Genomic DNA, 25,331 nt, shown 5'->3' with positions numbered 1-25,331 from the left:
ATGGTTCTATCCAAGCGCCTAAGCTGTTCCTGTCAGCACAACAGGAGCGATGCCATGCAAACCGACCACGAATTACGCAGCGAACGGCCCTTGCGCCTGGAAAAAGCGCGCGCCAGGGTCATCGAATGCCTGTCCGGCACGGCCTGGATCACGGCCTACGCCCAGTTCGAGGATTGCGTGCTGCGCAGCGGCGAACGCTACACGATCCCGAATGACGGCCTGGTGCTGATCGAAGCCGTGGGCAGCGGACGCATCCGCGTGCACGGGACGGCCGCCCCGCGCCCCGCCCTGCTGCGCTGGCTGAACCTGGCACTGCCACACACACTCAATACAAGGAATACATGATTCAACAACCTTTGCGCGTCCTCGTCACGGGCGCCGCCGGCATCATCGGCACCGCTTTCTGGAAGCGCCGGCACGGGGAATTCTCCCTGCGCCTGGCCGACCTGCACACAGGCAAGCTGGCCGAAGCGCCCTGCCCGTCCATGCAGCTCGACGTCAGCGACCATGCCGCCTGCCTGGCCGCCTGCATGGATATCGACGTGGTGCTGCACCTGGCCGGCGTGCCGCACGCCAGCGCCGATTTCGACACACAATTGCTGCAGCCGAACATCGTCGGCACGCACAACATCTTCCGCGCGGCACAGGCGCAGGGAGTGAAAAAAGTGGTATTCGCCAGCAGCGCGCAAGCCATCGAAGGCTATCCGCTGGACGTGCAAGTGCACGAAAGCATGCCCGCGCGTCCGGCGAACATGTATGGCGCCAGCAAGGCCTTCGGTGAAGGCGTGGCGTCGGCCTTCGCGCACCAGCATGGCATGACGACGATCGCCGTGCGCATCGCCAACGTGGCCCGGTTTGCGCCAGGTCAACAGCACAGCGCGCGCGACATCGCCGCCTTCATCAGCGAGCGCGACGTGGTGCAGCTGCTGGCCCGCTGCATCGCGGCGGACGTGCCGGCCGGCTACCACGTCGTGCATGGGGTGTCGGACAACCGTTATAAACGGCTATCCATTGACGCGACGCGCCGGCTGGTCGGCTACGCGCCGCAGGACGACGGTTTCAGCTTGCTGGGCCTGTAGCCTCAGCCCTTGCCGGCCGGTTTTCCTGCTTTCCTGTCCAGCTCGCGCAGCCATGCCAATTTGTCGGCTATTTTACTTTCCAGGCCGCGGGGCACGGGCTGGTACCAGCCCGGTTCCGCCATGCCGTCCGGAAAATAGGTTTCGCCGGCCGCGTAGGCATCGGGCTCGTCGTGCGCATAACGGTAGGCGTGGCCGTAGCCGAGTTCCTTCATCAGCTTCGTCGGCGCATTGCGCAAGTGCACGGGCACTTCCTTCGATTTATCCTTCTTGACGAATGCCATGGCGGTATTAAAAGCGTTGTAGCCGGCATTGCTCTTTGCCGCAATCGCCAGGTAAATCACGGCCTGGCCCAGCGCCAGCTCGCCTTCGGGCGAACCGAGGCGCTCATACGTTTCCGCCGCGTCATTGACCATCGTCAAGGCGCGAGGGTCGGCCAGGCCGATGTCTTCCCAGGCCATGCGCACGATACGCCGCGACAGGTAGCGCGGGTCGGCACCGCCATCGATCATGCGGCAAAACCAGTACAGGGCCGCGTCGGGATTGGAACCGCGCACGGATTTGTGCAGGGCCGAAATCTGGTCATAGAAATTGTCGCCGCCCTTGTCGAAGCGGCGCGAATTCAAGGTCAGCGCATTGTCGACGAAGGCCGCATCGATGGTGGTCGTGCCCGTTGAGCTGGCGGCCGTCTCGGCCTGTTCCAGCAAATTCAAAAAGCGGCGCGCATCGCCATCCGCGTAGCCGATCAGGGTATCGGCGGCCGCTTCGTCGAAGCTCAGGTGCGTCAGCGCCGTGCTTTGCGCCTTGGCCAGCAGCTGCTTCATCTCGTCTTCGTTGAGCGATTTCAACACATACACTTGCGCGCGCGACAGCAGCGCCGAGTTCACTTCGAAGCTGGGGTTTTCGGTGGTGGCGCCGATGAAGGTCACGAGGCCCGACTCGACGAAAGGCAGCAAGGCATCCTGCTGCGATTTATTAAACCGGTGGATCTCGTCGACGAACAGCAAGGTGTGCTTGCCGAACTGGTCCAGGCTGTGGCGGGCCTGGTCCATGGCTGCGCGGATATCTTTCACCCCTGCAAACACGGCCGACAGGGCGATGAATTCGCTGTCGAAGGCGTTCGCCATCAGACGCGCCAGGGTCGTCTTGCCCACGCCGGGCGGCCCCCACAAGATCATCGAATGGGCCTTGCCCGCCTCGAACGCCAGGCGCAGCGGCTTGCCCACGCCCAGCAGATGCGTCTGCCCGATGACTTCGTTGAGGGTCGCAGGCCGCAAGGCTTCGGCCAGCGGCTGGCGCGGTGCGGTGGAAAAGAGATCCGCCATAGTATGTACCGGGTAAGAATGCAAAAGCCCCGCATCGCTGCGAGGCCGGTCAACAGCAAGACGTCAACAATCAGTTATTAATGACGTCCGCGCCTTTTGGCATCACGAATTTGAAATGGTTCGCGGCCAGCGCGGGATTTTTCTGGAAATTCTTGAACGCCAGCACCGACGTCTGGCCGAACGAATCGCGCAACTCCATCGCTTCCGGCACGCCGTTGCGCAAGCCGATGGTGATTTCGTCAAACGTCGTATCCTTGGCCTTCGGCGTGGCTTTCAGCCATTCCAGGCCATCGCGCGTGCCCGCTTCGGCCAGGGTGAAATTCTTTTCCAGGTCGTTGCTGCCAAACAAGATCGCGGCCGGCGAGGAACCGAGCGCGTCACCCAGTTTCTTCACCGTCACCTGGCTCAAGTCCTTGTCGTAGATATACAACTTGTCGCCATCGGCTTGCAGCAACTGCTCGTACGGTTTCAGATAGGTCCAGATGAACTTGCCCGGACGGGCAAACTCGAAGGTGCCGCTGGCCGGCGTCGAGACTTTCGCCTTGCCGCTGGCGTCCGCCTTCTTGACCTGGCGCTGCACGAACTCGCCCTTGGCCGACTTGGTGCCGGCCGCAAAGCTCTTGAACTGTTCCAGGGCGCTGGCCGAGGCGCTGGCCGCGAACAGCAGGCTGCAGGCGACGCTGGCCGCGCCGATGATCATTTTTGCTGCGAAAGTCGTATTCTTCATTCCGTTACCCTTGTTCACTACTCGCCGCCGGCACCAGGATTTCCCTGTTGCCATTGGATTGCATGGTTGAGACCACCCCGCTCTGCTCCATCTGCTCGAGCAGACGGGCCGCGCGGTTGTAGCCGATGCGCAAATGACGCTGCACCAGCGAAATCGAGGCGCGGCGGTTTTTCAGCACCACCGCCACCGCCTGGTCATACAGGGCATCGGCCTCGCCGCCGCCCTCGCCCGGCGCGCCGCCTTCGGCGCCATCGCCTTCCAGGGTGCCGCCTTCGAGGATGCCCTCGATGTAATTCGGTTCGCCCTGCAGCTTCAGATGGCTGACGACCCTGTGGACTTCCTCATCCGACACAAACGCGCCGTGCACGCGCATAGGCAGTCCTGTGCCGGGCGGCATGTACAGCATGTCGCCCATGCCCAGCAGGGTTTCCGCGCCCATCTGGTCGAGAATGGTGCGCGAATCGATCTTCGACGAGACCTGGAAGGCGATACGCGTCGGGATATTCGCCTTGATCAGCCCCGTGATCACGTCTACAGATGGGCGCTGCGTGGCCAGAATCAAGTGCAAGCCGGCGGCGCGCGCCTTTTGCGCGATACGCGCGATCAATTCCTCGACTTTTTTGCCCACTACCATCATCAGATCGGCCAGCTCGTCGATGATGATGACGATGGTCGGCAGTTTTTCCAGCGGCTCCGGCGAATCCGGCGTCAGGCTGAACGGATTCGGGATGTGTTCTTCGCGCTTTTTCGCGTCGGCAATCTTCGCGTTGTAGCCGGCCAGGTTACGCACGCCCATCTTGCTCATCAGCTTGTAGCGGCGCTCCATCTCGTTCACGGCCCAGTTCAGCGCGTGGCCCGCCTGGCGCATGTCCGTCACGACGGGCGCCAGCAAGTGCGGGATGCCTTCGTAGACGGACATTTCCAGCATCTTCGGATCGATCAAAATCAGGCGCACGTCGAGCGGGTCGGATTTGTACAGCAGCGACAGAATCGTCGCATTGATGCCGACCGACTTGCCGGAACCGGTGGTGCCGGCCACCAGCAAGTGAGGCATCTTGGCGAGATCGGCCACGACGGGCTTGCCGGCGATATCCTTGCCCAGCGCAATCGTCAGGCTGGACACGCCATCGTTGTAAACCTTGGAGCCGAGGATTTCCGTCAGGCGCACGATCTGGCGTTTACTATTAGGCAATTCCAAGGCCATGTAATTCTTGCCGGGAATGGTTTCCACGACACGAATCGACGTCAGCGACAGCGAACGGGCCAGGTCGCGCGCCAGGCCCACGATCTGGCTGCCCTTCACGCCCGTGGCCGGCTCGATTTCATAGCGCGTCACCACAGGGCCGGGGTAAGCGGCCACTACCTTGGCATCCACGCCAAAGTCCGACAATTTCTTTTCGATCAGGCGGCTCGTAAATTCCAGGGTTTCCACGGACACCGTTTCCACCACGGGCGGCGCTTCGTCGAGCAGCGACAAAGGCGGCAGCTTGCCATCGCCCAAGTTTTCAAACAGGTGCGCCTGGCGTTCCTTTTCCACGCGCTCCGATTTCACCACGGTCACGACTTGCGGCTCGATCTTGACGGGCGGCGCAGCCACGTGCTTTTCCACGTGCTTGGCCCGCTCGATGACCACCACTTCGTCGCGGCGCACGGCAGCCACTTCGCCCTGGCGGCGGTCTTCGCGGTCCTGGTAGCGCAGCACGAACCAGTTGAAGGCGTCTTCGATGGCGCCGCCGATGCGTTCGGCCACTTGCAGCCAGGATACATGGAAGAACAGGCTGAAACCGAGGCCGAACAGCAGCAACAGTAATAAAGTAGCGCCGGTGAAACCGAAAGCCACGTGGGCCGAGTGCCCCACCAGCTGGCCCAGCACGCCGCCCGGATCGCGCGGCAGCTGCACGTGCAGGCTCTTCGCCATGCGCAGGTATTCCAGGCCCATGCTGCCGATCAGCATGATGGAGAAGCCGACGATGCGGATCAGCATCTCGACATGGTGCTCGCGTTCCACGTCCTCTTCTTCCAGCAGGAAGCGCTTACTCAGGCGGCGGTAGCCATTCCACACGGTGCGCAACAGCCAGACGCACCACCACCACGCGGAAAAGCCGAAGATATACAACAACAGATCGGAGAAAGTCGCACCGAGCTTGCCGCCCAGGTTGGCGACCTTGTCGACATTGGTGGCATGCGACCAGCCGGGGTCGAGCTTGTTGAAGCTGGCCAGTATCAACACGAAATACAGGGCAAACGCGGCCAGCGCGAACCAGCGCGCCTCGGACAGCAGCCGTACCAGCCGGTTGGGCAAGGGCCGGCGTTCGACCGGTTTTCGGGTGTAGCTATTTTGATTGGCCTGGGCTGGTTTAGTCATTCTGGGAAGCGCTGCAAGGTGAAAAATGTTTCTGAAAGGGAATTTCCCATAATAAGGAAGTATTCTAAGCCATATATGCCCCGGACGGCCCCACGATTCGTCGCTACAGGCGGCTTGGTCTATAATCGTGGATTGCTTGCGCAAGCGCAATACGCCCTTGTTCTTCGCGCGTATGCCCCCAATTCGGATAGACCCCACTCATAGAGAAGCCTCATTATGACCACTACCAAACACGCCCGCGTTTTGATCCTCGGCTCCGGCCCAGCCGGCTACAGCGCCGCCGTCTACGCCGCCCGCGCCAACCTGAACCCGATGCTGGTCACCGGCGTGGAACAAGGCGGCCAGCTGATGACCACCACCGACGTGGAAAACTGGCCAGGCGACCCCATGGGCGTGCAAGGTCCGGACCTGATGCAGCGCTTGCTGCAGCATGCCGAGCGTTTCAATACGGAAATCGTGTTTGACCACATCCACACCACTTTCCTCAATGAAAAACCGATCCGCCTGAAGGGCGACAGCCACGAATACACGTGCGATACGCTGATCATCGCCACGGGCGCATCCGCGCAATACCTGGGCCTGCCGTCGGAAGCGGAATTCATGGGCAAGGGCGTGTCCGCCTGCGCCACCTGCGATGGTTTCTTCTACCGCAACCAGGAAGTGGCCGTCGTCGGCGGCGGCAATACGGCCGTCGAGGAAGCGCTGTACCTGTCGAACATCGCCAATAAAGTCACGCTGATCCACCGCCGCGACAAGTTCCGCGCCGAAGCGATCTTGATCGACCGCCTGAACGCCAAGGTTGCCGAAGGCAAGATCGTGTTGAAATATAACCACACTCTGGATGAAGTGACGGGCAACGAAGGCGGCGTGACGGGTCTGAACATCAAGTCGACCATCGACGGCAAGGTCGAAGCATTGAGCGTGCATGGCGTGTTCATCGCCATCGGCCACAAGCCGAACACGGGCATCTTCGAAGGCCAGCTGGACATGCACAACGGCTACATCAAGACCAAGACGGGCCTGGAAGGCATGGCCACCGCCACCAGCGCGCCGGGCGTGTTTGCGGCCGGCGACGTGCAAGACCATATCTACCGCCAGGCCATCACCAGCGCTGGCACGGGTTGCATGGCAGCACTGGACGCCCAGCGCTACCTGGAAGGCCAGGAGTAAGCGTCGCATGGCGTCGATGAAAGACTTTGCCGACCTGAAAGCGGTCAGCAAGCAGCTCAAGGAACAGGCCGATGCGCGCGCAGCCGAGCAAGCGGCGCGCGCCCAACAGGCCAAGGTCCAGGCCGTGGAAAGCAATCTGTTCAAGGCCAGCATCGGCGGCGTCAAGCGCCTGCCCGAGTCGGACCGCTACGTGCCCAGCCTGCCCAAGGCGGGCGCCATGGCGGCCCAGCAGCCGGCCCGCAAGTTGTCTCCGGAAGAGGACGATGCGGCCGTGCTGCGCGAATCGCTGTCGGACTTGTTCGAGGTCGACCATTATCTGGAAAACGATCCGGCCCTGAACTACGCCCGCCCCGGCGTGGGACCGGACGTGGTCAAGAAGATGCGCAAGGGCCACTGGCCCATCCAGGATGAGCTGGACTTGCACGGCTTGCGCCGCGATGAGGCGCGCGACGGCATCGGCGCCTTTCTGAACCAGGCGACACGGCGCAAGCTGCGCTGCGTGCGCGTGATCCACGGCAAGGGTTTCGGCTCGAAAGGCCAGGAACCGGTCTTGAAATCGATGGTGCACAGCTGGCTGGTGCAAAAGGAGGAAGTCATCGCCTTTTGCCAGGCGCGCCGCTCCGAAGGGGGCGATGGCGCCCTTGTCGTGCTGCTCTCGGCAGCGCTGCAGCCCATCCGCTAGGATAGATAGCAAGAAATTACAATTCAGTAACAAGTTACACCCTGCGCACGGCCCCGTTTGTCACCATTCGGGGCCGTGTCATGTTAACCTGTGACAATTATTTCCTGCTTAGCGTCTCGTGCACGCGCTCCACCCATGATGCCACCCCAATTGCCGCCTGGCTCGCTGATCAAGATCATTGAGGTCATCGCTATCCTGGTGGGCGCGTTTTCCGGTTTCATCGAAGCGCGCCGCAAGCGCATGGACCTGGTCGGCGTGTTCGTCGTGGCCTTCATCACGGCGTTCGGCGGCGGCACCTTGCGCGATATCCTGCTCGACAAGCGGCCTTTGTTCTGGGTCTCGCACCAGGAATACGCGATCCTGATCTTCGTGCTGGCCCTGACGGCCGCGCCCTTGATCCAGCATTTGCGCCAGATCGTCTCGGAACGCCTGATCGTCATCGCCGACGCCATCGGTCTGGGCATGTTCGCCATCGCCGGCGTGGCAGAAGCCATGCGCGCCGGCATGCCGATCTTCATCGCGTCGATGATGGGAGTCATTACGGGAATTTTCGGCGGCGTGATGCGCGACATCGTCTGCAACGAAGTGCCGATGGTGTTTCGCGACGGCAAACCGTACGCCATCTGCGCGTTCTTCGGCTGCTGGGCTTATTTATTGCAGATGCACTTCGGCGCCGAGCACGACTTTGCGCTATGGACCAGCGCCAGCGGCATCACGATACTGCGCCTGATCTGCTGGAAATTCGACATGCGGCTGGGGCGCTAAACAATAGCTGCATAGCGCCTGCCAGAAGCGTAGCGAGCGACAGCGATTTGTGGCTAAGAAGCGCAGCTGTGCTGAAGCACAGCGAGCATCGCAGGCCGCAAAGCGCGACGCGCAGTAGCTTATGGCTGGTGCTATCTATACGGCGTCAGGGCCCGTTTCACCCGTGCGGATGCGGATGACCTGCTCCACGTCGCGCACGAAGATCTTGCCGTCGCCGATCTTGCCCGTGCGGGCCGCCTTGATGATGGCGTCGACCACCAGTTCCGACACGCTGTCGTCCACCACCACTTCGACTTTGACTTTCGGCAAGAAGTCGACCACGTACTCGGCGCCACGGTACAGCTCGGTATGCCCCTTCTGGCGGCCAAAGCCCTTCACTTCCGTCACAGTCAAGCCCGTCACGTTCACGTCGGCCAGCGCTTCGCGTACTTCGTCGAGCTTGAATGGTTTGATGATGGCGGTAATCTGTTTCATGGCTTCTCCTTATTGGTAATCGTCAGTTCTTCATTAGCTGGCTTAACGGGACCCCGCAAAACCGTAGCGAGCAAGTTCAATACCGGGTTGAGTAGCGGAGCCGTACTTTAGTACGGTGAGCAACGGATGCCCGGTAGTGAGCTGCGCAGTAGGTTTGGCGGGGTTCCCCACGTTATTCGTAAAATTTCGACGTAATCGGGTAACGCCAGTCGCGGCCGAAGCCACGGTGCGTGACGCGGATGCCCACCGGCGACTGGCGCCGCTTGTATTCATTGATCTTGATCAGGCGCGTGACCCGGGCCACATCGGCCGGCGGGTAGCCAGCCTCGATAATTTCGGCGATCGGCCGGTTTTCTTCCATGTACAGCTGCATGATGCCGTCGAGTACGTCGTATGGCGGCAAGGAATCCTGGTCCAGCTGGTCGGCACGCAGTTCGGCCGACGGTCCGCGCGTGAGGATGCGCTCGGGTATCACGTCGGACACCCCGTTGCGGTACGCGCACAGGCGGTACACGAGCGTCTTGGCAATATCCTTGATCACGGCAAAGCCGCCCGCCATGTCGCCGTACAGGGTGCAATAACCGACCGCCATCTCGCTCTTGTTGCCCGTCGTCAAGACGATGCTGCCATGCTTGTTCGACAGGGCCATCAGCAAGGTGCCGCGGATGCGCGCCTGGATGTTTTCTTCCGTCGCATCTTCCGCCAGCCCCGCGAACTCGTCCGCCAGGGTGGCGCGGAAGGCATCGAAGGTTTGCTTGATCGGAATTTCATCGTAGCGCACATTGAGGCGTTTTACCATGTCGCGCGAATCGATCCACGAGATATCGGCCGTAAATTGCGACGGCATCATCACGGCGCGCACCTTGCCGGCGCCCAGCGCATCGACGGCGATGGCCAGGGTCAGGGCAGAGTCGACGCCGCCCGACATGCCGATCAGTACGCCCGGGAAACCGTTCTTGCCGATATAGTCGCGCACGCCCAGCACCAGCGCCTGGTACACCTGCGCCTCGGTCGTCAGCGGCGTGGCCAGCGGCTGCGGCACGGGCGTGGCACCGTCGAATTCGACCAGTTGCAAGTCTTCCTCGAAATGGCGCAGCTGGGCGCAAATCGTGCCGGCCGCATCCATGACAAACGAGTCGCCGTCGAAAATCAGCTCATCCTGGCCGCCGACCAGGTTGGCATACACGAGGGCCATGCCTTGCGCGCTGACGTTCTTGCGCATGGTTTCATAACGCAGGTGCTGCTTGTTCATGTGATAGGGCGAGCCGTTCGGCACCAGCAGCACTTGCGCGCCGGCCGCGCGGGCACGCATCGGTGCATGCTCGAACCACGTGTCTTCGCAGATATTGATGCCGAAACGCACGCCCTTCACGCCAAACACGAAAGCCTGGTCGGACGACGTAAAGTAGCGTTTTTCATCGAAAACGGTGGTGTTCGGCAAGTCGTGCTTGCGGTAGGTGCCCAGCACTTCGCCATTGACCAGCACGGACGCGGCATTGTGGCGCACGCCCTTCTCGTCCTGCAGCGGCAAGCCCACCACCACGTGCATATCCTTGAACTGGGCCAGCTCGGCCGCCAGCCCCGCAAACGCTTCCTGCGTTTTTGCGTAGAATGCATTGCGCAGCAACAGGTCTTCGGGCGGATAGCCGACCAGCGACAGTTCCGGCGTGAGCACGATATCGGCGCCCGCTTCAAAGGCGCGGCGGGAAAGGTCGACGATCTTGGCACGGTTGCCGGCCAGATCGCCGACCGTACTATTCATTTGAGCAATTGCGACTTTGACTGTCATGATGGTGGAAATTTCGTTTTATTAATTTTATTAAACAAGAACAAGACAGGGGCGCGCAGGCCGACGGCGGCGCCCCGAGAGTGATGAATGCACACTAGAACAATGAATTATCGCACGGCTATCGTCTCTACTCTGGCTGAAATTGGCGAAGCGGCCTGGTCTGAACTGCTGGCGCGCCAGGCGGATAGCAATCCCTTCCTCTCGTATGCCTTCTTGCACGCGCTGCACGAGTCCGGCTGCGCCAGCGCGGACACGGGCTGGCAGCCGAATTACCTGGCGCTGTGGCAAGGAGACACGCTGGCCGCCGCCCTGCCCCTGTACCTCAAAATGCACTCGTACGGCGAATACGTATTCGACTGGGCCTGGGCCGATGCCTATCAGCAGCATGGCCTCGAATATTACCCGAAACTGCTGTCAGCGATCCCGTTTACGCCCGTCAGCGGCACGCGCCTGCTGGCCCGCGACGGCGAAGCGCGCGCCGCCCTGCTGGCCTTTTTGCAGGCGCAGCAGCAAGCGTCTGACGTGTCGTCCTGCCATATCCTGTTCCCGCCGGAAAGCGAGGCGCGCCTGCTGGCGCAAGCCGGCTACCTGATGCGTAGCGGCGTGCAGTTTCACTGGCTCAATCCCGGCTACACGGATTTCGAGCAATTCCTCGCCAGCCTGGAACACAAGAAGCGCAAGAATATCCGCGCCGAGCGGCGCAAGGTGCGGGAAGCGGGCGTGACCATGCGCCAGGTACGCGGCATGGACGCGACAGATGCCGACTGGAAGCTGTTTCACCGCTGCTACAGCAATACCTATGTGGAGCACCGGTCTTCGCCCTACCTGTCGCTGGACTTCTTCCTGCGCATCGCCGCCAGCATGCCGCAGAACATTTTATTGGTGATCGCCGAGTGCGAAGGCCGGGCCATCGCCGCCTCGCTGGTGATCCACACGGCCGACACTCTGTATGGCCGCTACTGGGGCGCGCTCGAGCACGTACCCTGCCTGCATTTCGAGACGGCTTACTATCAGCCGCTGGAATTTTGCATCGCCAACGGCATCGCCACCTTCGAGGGCGGCGCCCAGGGCGAGCACAAGATGGCGCGCGGCTTCCTGCCGCAAAAGACCTGGTCCGCCCACTGGCTGGCCCACCCTGCCTTTGCCGACGCCGTGCAGCGCTTCCTCGAGCGCGAACGGGGCGGCATCGATGCCTACCTCGATGAATTGAACGAGCACAGCCCGTTTCGCGCGTAAACAATGCTCCCGGCCGGCTGGCGGGGAGCATTGTTCATCGCGTGCACAACGGCGATCAGGCGGCCGAGCGGCCCGGCGTGGAAGCGGCGGCACCATCCTTCTGCAGCTTGTAGGCGCGCCACGCCAGGGTCAGCAGCAAGATGCCCGTGAGCAAGGCATACACGCCTATCATCCACACGATGGCAAACGTGCCGGCGGCGGGAAACAGCAGGATCAGGATGCCGAAAGCGATGGAAATGATGGCGTTGAGCACCAGCAGCCACTCGCCCTCGATGGCCTTGCGCAGGCGGATCGCCAGCACGATATCGAACACGCCGGAAACGAGGGCATTGACGCCGATCATGACGATCAAGGCAAACGTCGTCACCAGCGGGTTGATGATGGTCAATATGCCCACGGCCAGGCCGCAGATCCCGAGCAACAATAAAGCCCACCAGTCGCCGCCATGCTTGCGGTTGCTGAATGCGCCCACGACGGACGCGCCGCCGCCGAGCAGCGCATAGGCGGCAAACACCATCAGCAACGACAGGACGGTGACGCCCGGCCACGCCAGGGTGATCGCACCAAAGACGATGGCCGCCAGCCCGCGCAAGGCCAGTACCCACCACGAACGCATGAATAAATGCCCGGTATGCATATCGACCTCCTTATCAATTATTAAAAATTAACTTTCTTATAATAAATTGAGCACGATGAAACAGCTTCATCCTCGGCAAGCATGATATGGATGGCAAAAAAAACGCCTCCTGCCATGATAGCAGGAGGCGTTTTTTACTCGCACACGCGAGGAAACCGGCGGCAGGCCCCGGTTTTCCTGGCGCGGCGGCTAATCAGGAAGCGGCTTTTGCAGCATCTGCCTTGTAGGCAGCGACGCCGCCCAGGATTTCTTCCTTGGCCACGTCAGGACCGTACCAGCCGTCGATCTTGACCCATTTGCCTTTTTCCAGATCCTTGTAGTGCTCAAAGAAATGCTGGATCTGGCGCAAACGCAGTTCGTTCAAGTCTTCCGGCTTTTGCCAGTGGCTGTAGATCGACAGGACCTTGTCGACTGGCACGGCCAGCACTTTCGCGTCTTCGCCCGACTCGTCGGTCATTTTCAGCACGCCGATAGGACGGCAGCGCACGACCACGCCCGGGATCAGCGGGAACGGGGTGATGACCAGCACGTCAACCGGGTCGCCGTCCGGCGACAGGGTGTTCGGCACGTAGCCGTAGTTGCACGGGTAATGCATGGCGGTACCCATGAAGCGATCGACGAAGATCGCGCCGCTTTCCTTGTCGACTTCGTACTTGATCGGATCGGCATTCATCGGGATTTCGATGACGACGTTGAAATCGTTCGGCAGGTCGCGGCCGGAAGAGACGTTATTCAAACTCATGGGGTTCCTCATTAGCGGATGGTGTTTTAACCGCGCAATTATAGCGAAGTACAGGCCGCTTGTGCGATGCAGCAGCGGCGCGGCGGCGTTTTGCGCGTCCAGCCAGCAACAGTGGCGTGCATGGGCCTCAGGCACGCGCAAGCTGCCGTCGAGAGAATAAACAGAGCACCGAACATAATAAGTAGAAACACTTAAGCACTACTACGGTCAGCCCGGAGTTAATACCTTGAATAGCTGCATATTTTCATTTCAATATTACCATGCCATGAATATGGTTATTAAAATAGGCATTGCATTTTTTGCAGCCAATTATAACAACAGTTTGATTGCCATTCATCCCGCATTACACTGGCATTATGACGCGACCATTCCAACATGCCCCGTTCGCCGCCCGCCGTGCGCCCTGCCAGCCCGGCACCTCCCTCATCCAGCATAATATTTGCTTTTATTTGAAGGTTTTATTTGATTCAAATGGCGGCCTTGCCAAAAAATGGCGCAACCGGAAGACCATCATCAATTCTGATAAACTATCACATTCTGGTGATTCCAAACTTTGCATATTCTGCAATCGACGCCTTCCCTGAATTCAATATGGCGCTTTCAACGCGCCACCGATAAATCCTTGCAAAAAGGAATATGATGATTCCCTCTTTCCGGCCCGGGCCTTTATTAAAGGTCACCGGCGTTATTTTCATTCTGTTTGGCCTCGCCCTGCTGGGCGGCGGCATCTGGCTGGCCACGCTTGGCGGCTCCTGGTACTACTTGCTGGCCGGCATAGGCATGCTCGTTGCCGGCGTGCTGGTGTTCCAGGGCAAGCGCAGCGCGCAACCGTGCATGGCGCTGCTGCTGCTCGCCACCCTCGTCTGGTCCGTCGTTGAAGTGAAATTCGACTGGTGGCAATTGCTGCCGCGCCTGGACATCTGGTTTGCCGCCGCCGTCTGGCTGCTGCTGCCCTTCGTCAGCCGCCGTCTGGCGCCACCTGCCGCAGCGAAACAGGGGCAATTGGGCAAGACGGCCCTCAGCGCCGCCGTGGCCCTGACCGTTATCGCCGGCGTCATCGCCCTGTTCCAGGACTACCATGACCTGCATGGCGACGTGCCGGCCGAAAATATGGCCGCCACCGCCAGCGCCGACTTGGCGCCCGGCGTCGAGCACAATGACTGGTCCGCGTATGGCCGCTCCGGCTATGGCGACCGCTATGCCCCGGCCGCGCAGATCACCCCGGCCAATATCTCCGGCCTGAAAGAAGCCTGGACCTACCACACGGGCGACTTCAAGGGACCGAACGACCCGGGCGAGATCGCCAACGAAGTCACGCCGCTGAAGGTCAATGACATGCTGTATCTGTGCACGCCGCACAATATCGTCATCGCCCTGAACCCGGACACGGGCAAGGAAATCTGGCGCCACGATCCGAAGATCAACCGCGACGCGGCCAGCTACCAGCACATGATCTGCCGCGGCGTCGCCTACTGGGACGTGAACGCGGGCCGCGCCAAGAACAACCCGGCGCCCGAAGCGGCCGGCATGGAATGCCCGCGCCGCATCCTGGCGCCGACCATGGACGGCACCATGATCGCCGTCAATGCCGATACAGGCGAGTCGTGCAAGAGCTTTGGCAACAACGGCGTCGTCAACCTGTATAAAAACATGGCCATGATCAAGCGCGGTTTCCTGATGCCCACTTCCCCGCCGGCCGTCTCGCAGAAAATGGCCGTGATCGCCGCCAGCGTGACGGACAACCATTCGACGGAAGAACCATCGGGCGTGATCCGCGGCTACGATCCCGTCACCGGCAAGCTGATGTGGAACTGGGACCCGGCCACGCCGGAAGATACCGCGCCCTTCCCAGAAGGCAAGAACTACACCAACAACTCGCCCAACTCGTGGGGCGTGGCCAGCATCGATGAAAAGCTGGGCATGGTCTACATTCCGATGGGCAATGAAACCCCCGACACCTGGGGCGGCAACCGCAACAAGAATGGCGAGAAATTCAACAGCGCCATCGTCGCGCTGGACCTGGCAACGGGTAAAGTGCGCTGGGTCTACCAGACCGTACACCACGATATCTGGGACATGGATATCGGCGGCCAGCCTTCGCTGGTCGACATCGATACGCCGAAAGGCAAAGTGCCATCCGTCGTGGCCACAACCAAACGGGGCGACATCTATGTGATCGACCGCCGCGACGGCAGCCTGGTCGTGCCGGCGCCGGAAAAGCCCGTGCCAACGAGCAATCCAGCCGCCGGCGACACCCTGTCGCCCACACAGCCGTTCTCGGCCCTGACCTTCCTGCCTGAACGCAATATCAGCGAAGCGGACATGTGGGGCACGACGCCGTTCGACCAGCTCGCTTGCCGCATCATCTTCAAGGAACGCCGCTATGAAGGCCCGTTCACGCCGCAAACGGCCGGCAAGGGCGCCGTTATTTCCCCGGGCCCGCTCGGCATCTTCGAATGGGGCGGCGCGGCCATCGACCCCGTGCGCCAGTTGTTGATCGTCAACCCTGACTACATGGGCTTCCTGGAAAAACTCGTGCCGCGCGCCGAAACGACGGCCAAGGGCGGCACCGGCGGCGAAATGGGCTTGCAGCCGCAGACGGGCGTCCCGTTCGCCGTGGAAATCAAGGCCTTCCTGTCGCCGCTGGGCTTCCCATGCCAGGCACCGCCGTGGGGCTATGTGGCCGCCGTCGACCTGCGCACCATGAAGAAAGTGTGGATGCACAAGAACGGCACCACGCGCGACAGCGGTCCCGTGCCGATTCCCCTGCCGCTGGGCGTCCCCAGCCTGGGCGGCATGGTCACCACCGGCGGCGGCGTGACTTTCCTCAGCAGCACGCTCGACTACTACATCCGCGGCTACGACGTCAGCAACGGTAAAGTCATCTGGAAAGCCCGTTTGCCAGCCGGCGGCCAGGCCACGCCGATGAGCTATGTATCGAACAAGTCGGGACGCCAGTTCGTCGTCGTCATGGCCGGCGGCCACGGTTCGCTGGGCACCAAGATGAGCGATACCCTGATCGCGTATGCCTTGCCCGAAGGCACTGCGGTACCGAAGAAGTAAGTCAGTAAGGCAGCAGCGCACTCCGCCATGGGGTGCGCCCATAAAAAAAGCCGTTCAGTCTGCACTGAACGGCTTTTTTACGTCTGGAGAAACAGCTTACAGGATGGTGGCCAGCGCGCATTGGCGGTAATGGGCGGCAGCCTGTTCCGTCTGCTGCAAGGCATCGTGCATCTGCGCCAGTTTCAGGTGGGCGTCGCGCACCATCTGCGGCTCGTTCGCGTCCGACAAAGCCTGCTCCAGGTGGCGCTGGGCCTTGCCCCACAGTTTTTGCTTGAGGCACAAGGTACCGAGGGTCAGCGCCAGTTCCGCGTCGAGCGGACGCTGCTTCATCCATTGCTCGCAATGCTCGATCTGCAGCAGCAGGGCCGGCGTGCCAGCGGGCGCCGCCGCTTCGCGGTAGGCGCGCACGACGCGCTCGTCCCAGTCGGCGGCCAGCGACTCTTCGCACACGAGGCGCGCTTCGTCATGCAGGCCGCGCGCATTCAGCGCGGTGGCGGCGCGGCAGGCGATATACGGCTTGACCCGGTCCGCGCTCGGCACGGTGGACCACACGCGCATCAGCGATTCGGCGTCATGCGACGGGTCGGACAGCAAATGGTCGTAGGCCAGCTCGCGCAGGCGCGACGACAGAGCCGGATGCAGGGCGCGATGCTTGTCGAGCGAACGCACGAGGCGCAGCACTTCCGGCCAGTTCTTCGCCTGCTGCTCGGCTTTCAGCGACCATTGCAGCGCGTGGATATGGCGCGTGCCGCTGGCATTGAGTTCGCGCACGGCGGCCAGGGCCGCTTCCGGCTGGTGGTCGTCGACCAGCAATTCCGTCACCGTCATCAATCGGGCCGTCTTCAGGCTGGCGTCGCCTTCGACGCGGGCCAGCCAGCTGTCGCGGCGTTCGGACTGGCGCATGCGGTGCGCGGCGCGTGCGCCGATCAGCGCGGCCAGGCCGGCGTTTTCGTCCAGTTCGGCGGCGCGCAGGGCGGCCTTCTCGGCATGGCCGAAACGGCCTTCGAACAGGGCTTTCAAGGCTTCGCGCAAACCCTTGTTGCCATCGCGCTCACGCTTGCGCTGGCGGTAGGCCGCCACTTGCGCGGGCATGCGCACGGTGGCGCGCACGGCGCGCACCAGCAGGTACAGCAGCACGAACAGCACGACCTGCAGCAGCAGGAAGAAGTTCAGCGACAAATCGATGCGGTACGGCGGATAGAACAGCACCACGTTGCCGGGATTGAAACGGGCCGTCACGGCGATACCGATCGCCGCGGCCATCAGGGCGAGTAACCAGAGAAATAGACGCATGGGCTCAGGACTTCGCTTTGTAGTTGCGCACAGCCGTCAGGCTGTCGGACAAGGTTGGCATTTCGATGGCCAGGTTGCTGCCCTGCACCTGGCGCAGCAAGGCTTGCGCCGTCTGCGTGCTCTTGGCGCGGGTGTCGAAATACTTGGCCAGCGCATCCTGGGCGGCGATCAAGTCGTTGCGGAAAGCCGTTTCATTGCGCGACAACAAGGCCATGCGGGCATTGAGCAGGCGCAGCTTGACGTTTTCGCGCAAGAAATACGACTGCGTCGGCGACAGCATCAGCGCTTCCGGCGTATCGACGCGGCGGATGCGGATCAGCTGGCGCACGTCGGCCCACATGTCGCCGCTCCAGGTATTGAAGCCGTCGCGCACTTTTTGCAGCAGCGGTTCCGGCGCCGGCGGTCCCACCAGCTTGCCGCTGGCATCGCGCACCGCCTTGGCCTTGCCCGGTTTTTCCGGCGCGGCCGGCAAGGCCGGCGTTTCGTCGGACAGCATCGGCAGCGCGTCGATCTGGGCGATCACGGCGTCGAGACGCAGGGCCACGCCCGTCGAATCGACGCTGGGCAAGGCCTTGAGTTTTTCCATGTCGCGCCCGATGGCGCGGCGGATGGTGATGAATTGCGGCTTGTCGGAACGCGACAGGCTGCGGTCGGCGTTTTGCAGCGCGATCAGCGCGCCCGGCACGTTGCCGGCCAGTTGCAGCTGCTGGCTGGCCGTCGACAGCACTTGCTCGATTTCCGTCAGCGCCCACTCGTCGCGGTTCTTCGACAAGTCGTTGTACAGCTGTTCCAGCGCAAGCTGCTGGCTCTGCGTTTCGCTCTGGCGGTTTTCCAGCGCGCCCACCTTGATTTGCAGCTCTTTCGTGCCTTCTTGCACGTTGCGCGCCAGCACGCCCGTTTCGGCATTGCTGACGTCGCCCTTTTGCAGGCGCTTGGCCACTTCTTCGCGCAGGTTGCGGATCTGCTTGCTGGTCGACCAGCTTTGCGCCGCCAGCAGCACGGCCAGCACGATGACGGCGATGCTCATGGGCTTTTGCAGCTGTTCCAGCAGGGTCGGCGCGCGGCCGGCAGGTTGGTCGGCCGCCTGCGGCGCCGTCTTCACGGCGCTGCCAGGCGTTGCATTCGGTTCGGAGAGTGTAGGCATTTCGTTCATGGTCGTGATTGTAACGCGGCGAGCACTCCTGCGTCGCCTGATCCTGTCAAGGTGACACGGGCAAAACCCAGGGCCGCCGCCGTTTGTGCAATGCGCGCGTGCGGCACGATCAGATGCTGCTGTTGCATTTTTGCAACAACCGTCTTTTCATCGCCCATTTCGCCCAGCAGCGCCAGCAAACCGCGCAGCGCTTCCGAACTGGTGATGATCCAGTCATTATTATGCTGCAACAGCTTTTCCAGGGTCGCCCGCAAGGCCGGCGTCAGCTTGGGCACCTGGCGGCGGTAGGCCGTGACGAACTCGACTTCGGCACCGGCCGCGCGCAAGCCATCGGCCAGGAAGTCGCGTCCGCCATCGCCGCGCACGATCAGCACTCGCTTGCCGCGCAGGGCCGGCAAGTCCAGCGCCAGCAATAAATGTTCGGAATCGCTGCGCGCCGTGTCAAATGGGCTGGTGATGGCCGCGTTGGCGTCGGTCACGCCGTGCGCCGCCAGGGCCAGGCGGCTGCCCTCGCCCACCACGGCCAGCGGCACGCCGGCTGGCCAGGCGGACAGGTGCGCAAAGACGCAGTCGATGGCGTTCGGCGAGACGAAGGCCACCAGGTCGTAATCGCTCAGGCGCGCCAGCACGGCTTGCAGCTGCGCGCATTCATCGTCGCCATCGAGTGCGTGGATTTCCAGCAGCGGCAGCAGGGTCACGGGCCAGCCCAGCGCCGCGATCCGGGCGGCCAGCGGCCCCGCTTGCGCCGCTGGCCGCGTGATCACCACGCTGTCAGGCATGCGGCGCCAGGCCTTCATGGTTGTCCGGGGTGACGGCGCACGAGGCGAGAATGCCGGCGGCGTCCTGGCCGCGCAGCAGTTCGGCCACCCGTTCGCCCAGCAGTTCGGGCGCGCCGGCGGGGCCACTGACGTCGGCGCTGGCCATGCGCGCGCCGTCCGGCGTGGCGACCATGGCGCGCAGGCGCATGTTGCCGCCCTCGACGGTCGCGAAGGCGGCCAGCGGAATCTGGCAGCTGCCGCCGAAAATCTTCGAGACCTTGCGCTCGGCCGTGACGGCTTGCGCCGTGTCAGCGTGGTTCAGCGGCGCCAGCAGGCGCACCAGGTCGGCGCCGTCTAGCCGTCCGCTGCGGATCTCGATCGCCATGGCGCCCTGGCCGGCGGCCGGCAGGCTGTCTTCCGGCGCCAGCACGGCGCGGATGCGCGATGCGAGCCCCAGGCGTTTCAGGCCGGCGGCGGCCAGGATGATGGCGGCGTAATCGCCACGGTCCAGCTTGCCCAAGCGCGTATCGAGGTTGCCGCGCAGGGGCAGAATCGTCAGGTGCGGATAGCGCGCGGCGATCAGCGACTGGCGGCGCAGGCTGCTGGTGCCGACGACGGCGCCATGCGGCAGCTCGGCCAGGCTGGCGTAATCGTTGGACACGAAGGCGTCGCGCGGGTCTTCGCGCTCGAGGATGGCGGCCAGGGCAAAGCCTGCCGGCAGTTCCATCGGCACGTCCTTGAGCGAATGCACGGCCAGGTCGGCGCGGCCCTCTTCCATCGCCACTTCCAGCTCCTTGACGAACAAGCCCTTGCCGCCTACCTTGGACAGGGCGCGGTCCAGAATCTGGTCGCCGCGTGTGGTCATGCCGAGAATTTCAACGCTACACTGCGGATACAGGGCGGCCAGGCGCGCACGCACGTGCTCAGCTTGCCACATGGCAAGACGACTCTCGCGCGTGGCGATCACCAGGCGGGCAGGAATATTCAATTCGTTCGGGGTCAATTCGGATGCTTTCAAAACAAGTTCTTTCGCTGTGGCTGTCGTTGTCGTTGCCAATTCGCCCGTCCGATATCAATTTGTATCGGAATGGCGCCCGGCCTCGCTATAATCGTTATCCCTTAGCCTAGAAGGCCAAGTCAGGCTAGCGTCCATGTTGAAGACCACAAATTTTATCATGCGCCCCCTCCCCTCTGCGGCCAAACGCCCGGTGCGATCCTCATTCCCTTGCTTTTACACTTACTTTGGTTCTTTATTATGCTCAATGACGCAGTAGCACCAGAAATAGTTCCAGCGGCCGGCTCCGACAAGGACGCGCCACTGAAAGAAGATATCCGCCTGCTGGGCCGCCTGCTGGGCGACGTGCTGCGCGAACAGGAAGGCGATGCCGTCTTCAATGTGGTGGAAACCATACGCCAGACATCCGTGCGCTTCCGCCGCGAAGCGGACGCGGGCGCCGCGCTGGAACTCGATGCCATGCTCAAGGAACTGAGCCGCGAACAGACGATCTCCGTCGTGCGCGCCTTTTCCTACTTTTCGCACCTGGCCAACATCGCGGAAGACCAGCACCACATCCGCCGCCGCCGCGCCCACCTGCTGGCCGGCTCGCCCGCGCAAAAGGGCAGCGTCAGCTTTGCGCTGAAAAAACTGCGCGCCGCCGGCGTGCCCCGCAAGACCGTCGACACCTTCTTCCAGGATGCCCTGATCGCCCCCGTGCTGACGGCCCACCCGACGGAAGTGCAGCGCAAGAGCATCCTCGACGCCGAGCACGACATCGCCCGCCTGCTGGCCGAGCGCGACCTGCCGCAGACGCCGAAGGAGCGGCAAGCCAACATGCAGCTGCTGCGCTCGCGCGTGGCCACCTTGTGGCAGACGCGCATGCTGCGCTACTCGAAGCTGACGGTGGCCGACGAAATCGAAAACGCCCTGTCGTATTACCGCATCACCTTCCTGCGCGAACTGCCGGGCCTGTATGACGACATCGAGGACGATATCGCCGCCGAGTACCCGAACGGCAACGGCACCATCGAACCGATCAGCGCCGCCTACGTGCAGATGGGCAGCTGGATCGGCGGCGACCGCGACGGCAACCCGAACGTCAATGCGGGCACCATGCAGCATGCGCTGGCGCGCCACGCCACCACCATCCTCGACTTTTACCTGGACGAAGTGCACACCTTGGGCGCGGAACTGTCCGTCTCGACCCTGATGGTGGGCGTGAGCACGGAACTGCAGGCGCTGGCCGACCAGTCGCCGGACGCCTCGCCGCACCGCAGCGACGAACCGTACCGCCGCGCCCTGATCGGCATCTATGCGCGCCTGGCCGCCACGGCCCGCGCGCTGGGCGCCACGAATATCCTGCGCAAGGAAGTGGGCGCGGCCGCCGCCTATCCCGACGCGGCCGCCTTTGTCGCCGACTTGCGCACCATCGTCGCCTCGCTCGAAGCGCACCATGGCGCGGCCCTCGTGCGCCCGCGCCTGGCCACCCTGGCGCGCGCGGCCGACATCTTCGGCTTCCACCTGGCGTCGCTCGACATGCGCCAGACGTCCGACGTGCACGAGCGCGTGCTGGCCGACCTGTTCGCCAAAAGCGGCGTGGCCGCCGATTACGCGGCCCTGTCCGAGGAAGACAAGCAGGCGCTGCTGCTGAGCGAACTGGCGCAGCCGCGTTTGCTGTACTCGCCCTACATCGCCTACGCCACGGAAACGGATTCCGAGCTGGAGATCCTGCGCGCGGCGCGCGACATCCGCCAGCGCTACGGCGCGCGGGCCATCCGCAACTACATCATCTCGCACACGGAAACCGTGTCCGACCTGCTGGAAGTGTTGCTGCTGAAAAAGGAAACCGGCTTGCTGCGCACCGACTGGCAAGCAGGCGACAGCACGTGCGAGCTGATGGTCATCCCCCTGTTCGAGACGATCCCCGACCTGCAGCGCGCGGCCGGCATCATGGGCCAGCTCATGGCCTTGCCTTTGGTCAAACAATTGATCGCCAAGCAGGGACAGTTGCAGGAAGTCATGCTCGGCTATTCCGATTCGAACAAGGATGGCGGTTTCCTGACCTCGAACTGGGAACTGTACAAGGCGGAACTGGCGCTGGTGTCCGACTTCCAGAAGGCCGGCGTCAAGCTGCGCCTGTTCCACGGCCGCGGCGGCACGGTGGGCCGTGGCGGCGGCCCCAGCTACGAAGCCATCCTGGCGCAGCCGCCGGGCACCGTCAACGGCCAGATCCGCCTGACGGAACAGGGCGAGATCATCGCCTCGAAGTTTTCCAATGCGGAAATCGGCCGGCGCAACCTGGAATTGCTGGTCGCCGCCACCCTGGAAGCGAGCCTGGCGCCGCAGGCCGCCAGCCCGGCCCATGCAAGCGAGCTGGCGCAGTTCGAAGCCGTGATGGCGCAACTGTCGGACCTCGCCTATCACGCCTACCGCCACCTCGTGTATGAAACGCCGGGCTTCACGGAGTATTTCTTCTCGGCCACACCGATTGCGGAAATCGCCGAGCTGAACCTCGGTTCGCGGCCCGCCTCGCGCAAGGCCAACCAGCGCATCGAAGACTTGCGCGCCATTCCCTGGGGCTTTTCCTGGGGCCAGTGCCGTTTGCTGCTGCCGGGCTGGTTCGGTTTCGGCAGCGCCGTCGCGGCCTGGATCAACGATGGCGAGCCGGCATCGAAGGATGACAGGATCGCCACCCTGCGCGCCATGTACGCCCGATGGCCGTTCTTTGCCACCCTGCTGTCGAACATGGACATGGTGCTGGCCAAGACGGACCTGGCCATCGCCTCGCGCTATGCGGAACTGGTGGCGGACCAGGACTTGCGCGAACGCATCTACAAGCGCATCACGGACGAGCATGGCAACACCCTGCGCTGCCTGGAGCTGATCACCGGCAATACCGAGCGCCTGGCGGGCAATCCGCTGCTGGCCCGCTCGATCCAGAACCGCTTCGCCTACCTCGACCCGCTGAACCACTTGCAGGTGGAATTGATCAAGCGTAACCGCGCCCTGTCGGCGGAAAGCCGGATCGACGAACGCGTGCACCGCGGCATCCAGCTGTCGATCAACGGCGTGGCAGCCGGCCTGCGCAACACGGGCTGACCAGGCCCGGCCGCCATCAACATGCAGGGGCCGGCACCGCAAGGGCCGGCCTTTTTGCTTGCCTGATGGAAAAATATTCTCAAGAAAACAACATTTGGTATTACACTAGCGTCGGATACTTTTCCCACTCCGGCGCCATGCGCACCGCAGCGGCCAACCATGACGCCAGGAACGCTGATGAGCAAATGGTCGATTGAAACCTTGAGTACGGCATGTGCCGCCCTCATCCTGATCATGCTGGGCTGGCTGGCCGGTGTGGCCTGGCAGGAACTCGACTTCTGGGAGCATATCTGGCTGTCGCTGCTGCTGGCGGCCGTCGCCGGCACGGCCATGTGGCTGCTGCGCACGCTGCGCGCCCACCTGGCCAGCACGCGCAAGCTGCTCGACGCCAGCACCATGCGCTACCGCGAACTGAGCGAAGCGGCGCAGGACGGCATGTGGCAAACGGACGCGCACGGCCGCATCCTGCACGTCAACCAGCGCCTGTGCGACATGCTGGGCCTCCCCGCCGAGCTGCTGCTGAACCATTCCATGGCGGAATTCCACGACGAGGCGACCTTGCTGCGCCTGTGTCCGCTGCGCCAGACAGCTACGGATAGCAGCATGGGAGAATTGCATTACCAGCACAGCGACGGCTCGGAACGCTGGGCCATGATCAGCGGCCGCCGCCTGTACGACCAGCAGGGCATGCTGACGGGCGCGCTCGTGCTGGCCAGCGACATCACCGAACACAAGCGGGCCGAACACGCGCTGAGCGTCGCCCATGCGGAACTGGAAAGCCGCGTGGCCCTGCGCACGGCCCAGTTGCTCGACGTCAATCTCCAGCTCTCCGCGGAAATCGCCATGCGCGCGCAAACGGAAGCGGCCCTGGCGCGCAGCGAAGAACGGCTGCAGGACATCATTTCCATGATGCCCCTGTCGCTGTTCCTGAAAGATGCCGATTCGCGCATCGTGCTGATGAACCAGGCATGCGAGCAGCAATGGGGCGTGCGCCACCAGGACATCGCCGAAGGACGCGACTTGCAGCATTTTCCAAGCGACCAGAACGTGGGCTTCCACGCGGCGGACCGGGAAGCGTTTGCCAGCCGCAAGGTGGTGATACGCGAAGAACTGGTATGGAACGCGCAGCTGCAGGAAAATCGCCTGGTGCAGACGCACAAGAAACCCGTGTTTGACGCCCAAGGCCGGCCGCAGATGATCATCGCCATGGCCGTCGACATCACCGACAGCAAGCGCAACGAGGAAAACCTGGAGCACACCCTGGCCCAGCTGCGCGAACTGAGCGACCACCAGCAAACCATCAAGGAAGAGGAACGCCGGCGCATCGCGCTCGACATTCATGACGACCTGGGCCAGAACCTGATGGTGCTGCGCATCGATGTGTCGCTGCTGCACGCGCGCACGGCAGCTTCGCACCCGCGCCTGCACCGCCACGCGCAGCGCGTGCTCGACACCATCGACGCCACCATCCGCTCCGTGCGCACCATCATCAATGACTTGCATCCGAGTACCCTGGAGCTGGGACTCGGTCCCGCCGCCGAATGGCTGATCCGCCAGATGGAGAGCCGCGGCACCATCCGCTACCGGCTCACGCTTGACAGCGAGGCAGCGGACCTGGGCCTCGATCAGCGCCAGACATCGGCCATCTTCCGCGTGCTGCAGGAATCGCTGTCGAACATCGTGCGCCACGCCCAGGCCAGCGAAGTGGAAGTGGCGCTGGAGCAAGATGCGGATTCCATCGTGCTGCGCATCAGCGACAACGGCATCGGCATGCAGCCGGGCGACGACGGCAAGCGGGCCGCCTTCGGCCTGAAAAGCATACGCGAACGTGTCCACGCGCTGGGCGGCGAACTGCGCATCGACAGCCAGGCGGGCCGGGGAACGGCGCTGCTCATCTATCTGCCTCACGCCGGCAGGCACGCCATGCCGGCCATGCCTAAACACAAAAATTACCAAAAACAGTAGCAAATTAGGTATGCT

20 protein-coding genes are annotated in these 25,331 nt (G+C 62.8%); 9 read left to right on the top strand and 11 right to left on the bottom strand.

The genetic code is table 11. The annotated features are described in order from the left end of the window. Positions 1 to 54: 54 nt before the first annotated feature. A complete protein-coding gene (locus tag ACQ4WQ_RS24715) occupies positions 55 to 345 on the top strand; it encodes a DUF2917 domain-containing protein (RefSeq protein WP_326459225.1) in 291 nt (96 codons plus the stop codon). Then, complete coding sequence (locus ACQ4WQ_RS24710; RefSeq protein WP_436500702.1) at positions 342 to 1,079, top strand: NAD-dependent epimerase/dehydratase family protein; 738 nt, start codon at positions 342 to 344, stop codon at positions 1,077 to 1,079. Before ACQ4WQ_RS24715 ends, ACQ4WQ_RS24710 begins: the two co-directional genes overlap by 4 nt. A 2-nt stretch (positions 1,080 to 1,081) precedes the next feature. Here the strand turns inward: ACQ4WQ_RS24710 and ACQ4WQ_RS24705 are convergent, their stop codons facing one another. The 3 genes from ACQ4WQ_RS24705 to ACQ4WQ_RS24695 form a co-directional block, all read right to left on the bottom strand. Then, positions 1,082 to 2,401: a replication-associated recombination protein A gene (locus ACQ4WQ_RS24705; RefSeq protein ID WP_152253233.1), complete on the bottom strand. Its 1,320-nt coding sequence runs from the start codon at positions 2,399 to 2,401 to the stop codon at positions 1,082 to 1,084. A 70-nt stretch (positions 2,402 to 2,471) separates the two neighbouring features. Further along, on the bottom strand, positions 2,472 to 3,101 hold the full coding sequence (gene lolA / locus ACQ4WQ_RS24700; protein WP_436500772.1) for an outer membrane lipoprotein chaperone LolA: 630 nt from the start codon (positions 3,099 to 3,101) through the stop codon (positions 2,472 to 2,474). Positions 3,102 to 3,132: 31 nt separating this feature from the next. After that, positions 3,133 to 5,493, bottom strand: coding sequence for a DNA translocase FtsK (locus tag ACQ4WQ_RS24695; protein ID WP_326459223.1), 2,361 nt, complete (start codon positions 5,491 to 5,493; stop codon positions 3,133 to 3,135). A 216-nt stretch (positions 5,494 to 5,709) separates the two neighbouring features. Between ACQ4WQ_RS24695 and trxB the strand changes: the two genes are divergently transcribed. The 3 genes from trxB (at position 5,710) to ACQ4WQ_RS24680 (ending at position 8,110) form a co-directional block, all read left to right on the top strand. Continuing rightward, positions 5,710 to 6,663: a thioredoxin-disulfide reductase gene (trxB, locus tag ACQ4WQ_RS24690; protein WP_034758671.1), complete on the top strand. Its 954-nt coding sequence runs from the start codon at positions 5,710 to 5,712 to the stop codon at positions 6,661 to 6,663. Between the two features lie 7 nt (positions 6,664 to 6,670). Further along, positions 6,671 to 7,345 (top strand): Smr/MutS family protein, encoded by a 675-nt coding sequence (locus ACQ4WQ_RS24685; RefSeq protein WP_436500699.1) that lies wholly within the window; start codon positions 6,671 to 6,673, stop codon positions 7,343 to 7,345. Between the two features lie 135 nt (positions 7,346 to 7,480). Further along, positions 7,481 to 8,110: a trimeric intracellular cation channel family protein gene (locus ACQ4WQ_RS24680; protein WP_034786156.1), complete on the top strand. Its 630-nt coding sequence runs from the start codon at positions 7,481 to 7,483 to the stop codon at positions 8,108 to 8,110. A gap of 135 nt (positions 8,111 to 8,245) precedes the next feature. On the opposite strand, the gene ACQ4WQ_RS24675 is transcribed toward ACQ4WQ_RS24680, so the two are convergent. Together ACQ4WQ_RS24675 and ACQ4WQ_RS24670 are read right to left on the bottom strand one after the other, a co-directional pair. Further along, entirely contained in the window at positions 8,246 to 8,584 is a 339-nt protein-coding gene (locus tag ACQ4WQ_RS24675; protein ID WP_034758685.1) for a P-II family nitrogen regulator, read from the bottom strand. A gap of 172 nt (positions 8,585 to 8,756) precedes the next feature. Next, positions 8,757 to 10,373: an NAD+ synthase gene (locus ACQ4WQ_RS24670; RefSeq protein ID WP_436500697.1), complete on the bottom strand. Its 1,617-nt coding sequence runs from the start codon at positions 10,371 to 10,373 to the stop codon at positions 8,757 to 8,759. Positions 10,374 to 10,475: 102 nt separating this feature from the next. Between ACQ4WQ_RS24670 and ACQ4WQ_RS24665 the strand changes: the two genes are divergently transcribed. Next, entirely contained in the window at positions 10,476 to 11,609 is a 1,134-nt protein-coding gene (locus ACQ4WQ_RS24665; RefSeq protein WP_436500770.1) for a GNAT family N-acetyltransferase, read from the top strand. Between the two features lie 55 nt (positions 11,610 to 11,664). Here ACQ4WQ_RS24665 and ACQ4WQ_RS24660 read toward each other — a convergent pair whose 3' ends face one another. Both ACQ4WQ_RS24660 and ppa read right to left on the bottom strand, forming a co-directional pair. Next, positions 11,665 to 12,246: an HdeD family acid-resistance protein gene (locus tag ACQ4WQ_RS24660; protein WP_326456221.1), complete on the bottom strand. Its 582-nt coding sequence runs from the start codon at positions 12,244 to 12,246 to the stop codon at positions 11,665 to 11,667. 193 nt (positions 12,247 to 12,439) lie between these two features. After that, positions 12,440 to 12,988 carry an inorganic diphosphatase gene (gene ppa / locus ACQ4WQ_RS24655; RefSeq protein WP_326456220.1) on the bottom strand — a complete coding sequence of 183 codons (549 nt, stop codon included), beginning with the start codon at positions 12,986 to 12,988 and terminating at the stop codon, positions 12,440 to 12,442. Between the two features lie 636 nt (positions 12,989 to 13,624). Here ppa and ACQ4WQ_RS24650 point away from each other — a divergent pair. Then, complete coding sequence (locus ACQ4WQ_RS24650; RefSeq protein ID WP_436500694.1) at positions 13,625 to 16,051, top strand: membrane-bound PQQ-dependent dehydrogenase, glucose/quinate/shikimate family; 2,427 nt, start codon at positions 13,625 to 13,627, stop codon at positions 16,049 to 16,051. A 96-nt stretch (positions 16,052 to 16,147) separates the two neighbouring features. Here ACQ4WQ_RS24650 and ACQ4WQ_RS24645 read toward each other — a convergent pair whose 3' ends face one another. From ACQ4WQ_RS24645 to hemC, 4 genes are read right to left on the bottom strand one after another with little or no spacing between them, the layout of a single operon-like run. Beyond that, positions 16,148 to 17,344, bottom strand: a complete 1,197-nt coding sequence (locus ACQ4WQ_RS24645) for a heme biosynthesis protein HemY (protein WP_436500692.1) — start codon at positions 17,342 to 17,344, stop codon at positions 16,148 to 16,150. A 4-nt stretch (positions 17,345 to 17,348) separates the two neighbouring features. Continuing rightward, a complete protein-coding gene (locus ACQ4WQ_RS24640; RefSeq protein WP_326456217.1) occupies positions 17,349 to 18,497 on the bottom strand; it encodes a uroporphyrinogen-III C-methyltransferase in 1,149 nt (382 codons plus the stop codon). Continuing rightward, positions 18,494 to 19,276 (bottom strand): uroporphyrinogen-III synthase, encoded by a 783-nt coding sequence (locus ACQ4WQ_RS24635; protein WP_326456223.1) that lies wholly within the window; start codon positions 19,274 to 19,276, stop codon positions 18,494 to 18,496. The genes ACQ4WQ_RS24640 and ACQ4WQ_RS24635 overlap by 4 nt, the downstream gene beginning before the upstream one ends. Continuing rightward, on the bottom strand, positions 19,269 to 20,273 hold the full coding sequence (gene hemC / locus ACQ4WQ_RS24630) for a hydroxymethylbilane synthase (protein ID WP_436500690.1): 1,005 nt from the start codon (positions 20,271 to 20,273) through the stop codon (positions 19,269 to 19,271). The genes ACQ4WQ_RS24635 and hemC overlap by 8 nt, the downstream gene beginning before the upstream one ends. Before the next feature lie 237 nt (positions 20,274 to 20,510). Between hemC and ppc the strand changes: the two genes are divergently transcribed. Then, positions 20,511 to 23,351 (top strand): phosphoenolpyruvate carboxylase, encoded by a 2,841-nt coding sequence (ppc, locus tag ACQ4WQ_RS24625; RefSeq protein WP_436500688.1) that lies wholly within the window; start codon positions 20,511 to 20,513, stop codon positions 23,349 to 23,351. Positions 23,352 to 23,528: 177 nt separating this feature from the next. After that, positions 23,529 to 25,316, top strand: a complete 1,788-nt coding sequence (locus ACQ4WQ_RS24620; protein WP_436500686.1) for a PAS domain-containing sensor histidine kinase — start codon at positions 23,529 to 23,531, stop codon at positions 25,314 to 25,316. Positions 25,317 to 25,331 lie beyond the last annotated feature (15 nt).

Source organism: Janthinobacterium goodfellowi, from assembly GCF_051380695.1.
Classification (GTDB): Bacteria; Pseudomonadota; Gammaproteobacteria; order Burkholderiales; family Burkholderiaceae_D; genus Janthinobacterium.
This window is presented reverse-complemented; position numbering and strand designations above follow the sequence as displayed.

Coding starts and splice junctions, on each gene's coding strand:
- ACQ4WQ_RS24640 (WP_326456217.1), bottom strand. CDS start 18,497: ATGAACGAAATGCCTACACTCTCCGAACCGAATGCAACGCCTGGCAGC.
- trxB (WP_034758671.1), top strand. CDS start 5,710: ATGACCACTACCAAACACGCCCGCGTTTTGATCCTCGGCTCCGGCCCA.
- ACQ4WQ_RS24665 (WP_436500770.1), top strand. CDS start 10,476: ATGAATTATCGCACGGCTATCGTCTCTACTCTGGCTGAAATTGGCGAA.
- ACQ4WQ_RS24695 (WP_326459223.1), bottom strand. CDS start 5,493: ATGACTAAACCAGCCCAGGCCAATCAAAATAGCTACACCCGAAAACCG.
- ACQ4WQ_RS24685 (WP_436500699.1), top strand. CDS start 6,671: ATGGCGTCGATGAAAGACTTTGCCGACCTGAAAGCGGTCAGCAAGCAG.
- ppa (WP_326456220.1), bottom strand. CDS start 12,988: ATGAGTTTGAATAACGTCTCTTCCGGCCGCGACCTGCCGAACGATTTC.
- ACQ4WQ_RS24620 (WP_436500686.1), top strand. CDS start 23,529: ATGAGCAAATGGTCGATTGAAACCTTGAGTACGGCATGTGCCGCCCTC.
- ACQ4WQ_RS24670 (WP_436500697.1), bottom strand. CDS start 10,373: ATGACAGTCAAAGTCGCAATTGCTCAAATGAATAGTACGGTCGGCGAT.
- ACQ4WQ_RS24675 (WP_034758685.1), bottom strand. CDS start 8,584: ATGAAACAGATTACCGCCATCATCAAACCATTCAAGCTCGACGAAGTA.
- ACQ4WQ_RS24645 (WP_436500692.1), bottom strand. CDS start 17,344: ATGCGTCTATTTCTCTGGTTACTCGCCCTGATGGCCGCGGCGATCGGT.
- ACQ4WQ_RS24635 (WP_326456223.1), bottom strand. CDS start 19,276: ATGCCTGACAGCGTGGTGATCACGCGGCCAGCGGCGCAAGCGGGGCCG.
- ACQ4WQ_RS24650 (WP_436500694.1), top strand. CDS start 13,625: ATGATGATTCCCTCTTTCCGGCCCGGGCCTTTATTAAAGGTCACCGGC.
- ppc (WP_436500688.1), top strand. CDS start 20,511: ATGCTCAATGACGCAGTAGCACCAGAAATAGTTCCAGCGGCCGGCTCC.
- ACQ4WQ_RS24705 (WP_152253233.1), bottom strand. CDS start 2,401: ATGGCGGATCTCTTTTCCACCGCACCGCGCCAGCCGCTGGCCGAAGCC.
- ACQ4WQ_RS24680 (WP_034786156.1), top strand. CDS start 7,481: ATGATGCCACCCCAATTGCCGCCTGGCTCGCTGATCAAGATCATTGAG.
- ACQ4WQ_RS24660 (WP_326456221.1), bottom strand. CDS start 12,246: ATGCATACCGGGCATTTATTCATGCGTTCGTGGTGGGTACTGGCCTTG.
- ACQ4WQ_RS24715 (WP_326459225.1), top strand. CDS start 55: ATGCAAACCGACCACGAATTACGCAGCGAACGGCCCTTGCGCCTGGAA.
- ACQ4WQ_RS24710 (WP_436500702.1), top strand. CDS start 342: ATGATTCAACAACCTTTGCGCGTCCTCGTCACGGGCGCCGCCGGCATC.
- lolA (WP_436500772.1), bottom strand. CDS start 3,101: ATGATCATCGGCGCGGCCAGCGTCGCCTGCAGCCTGCTGTTCGCGGCC.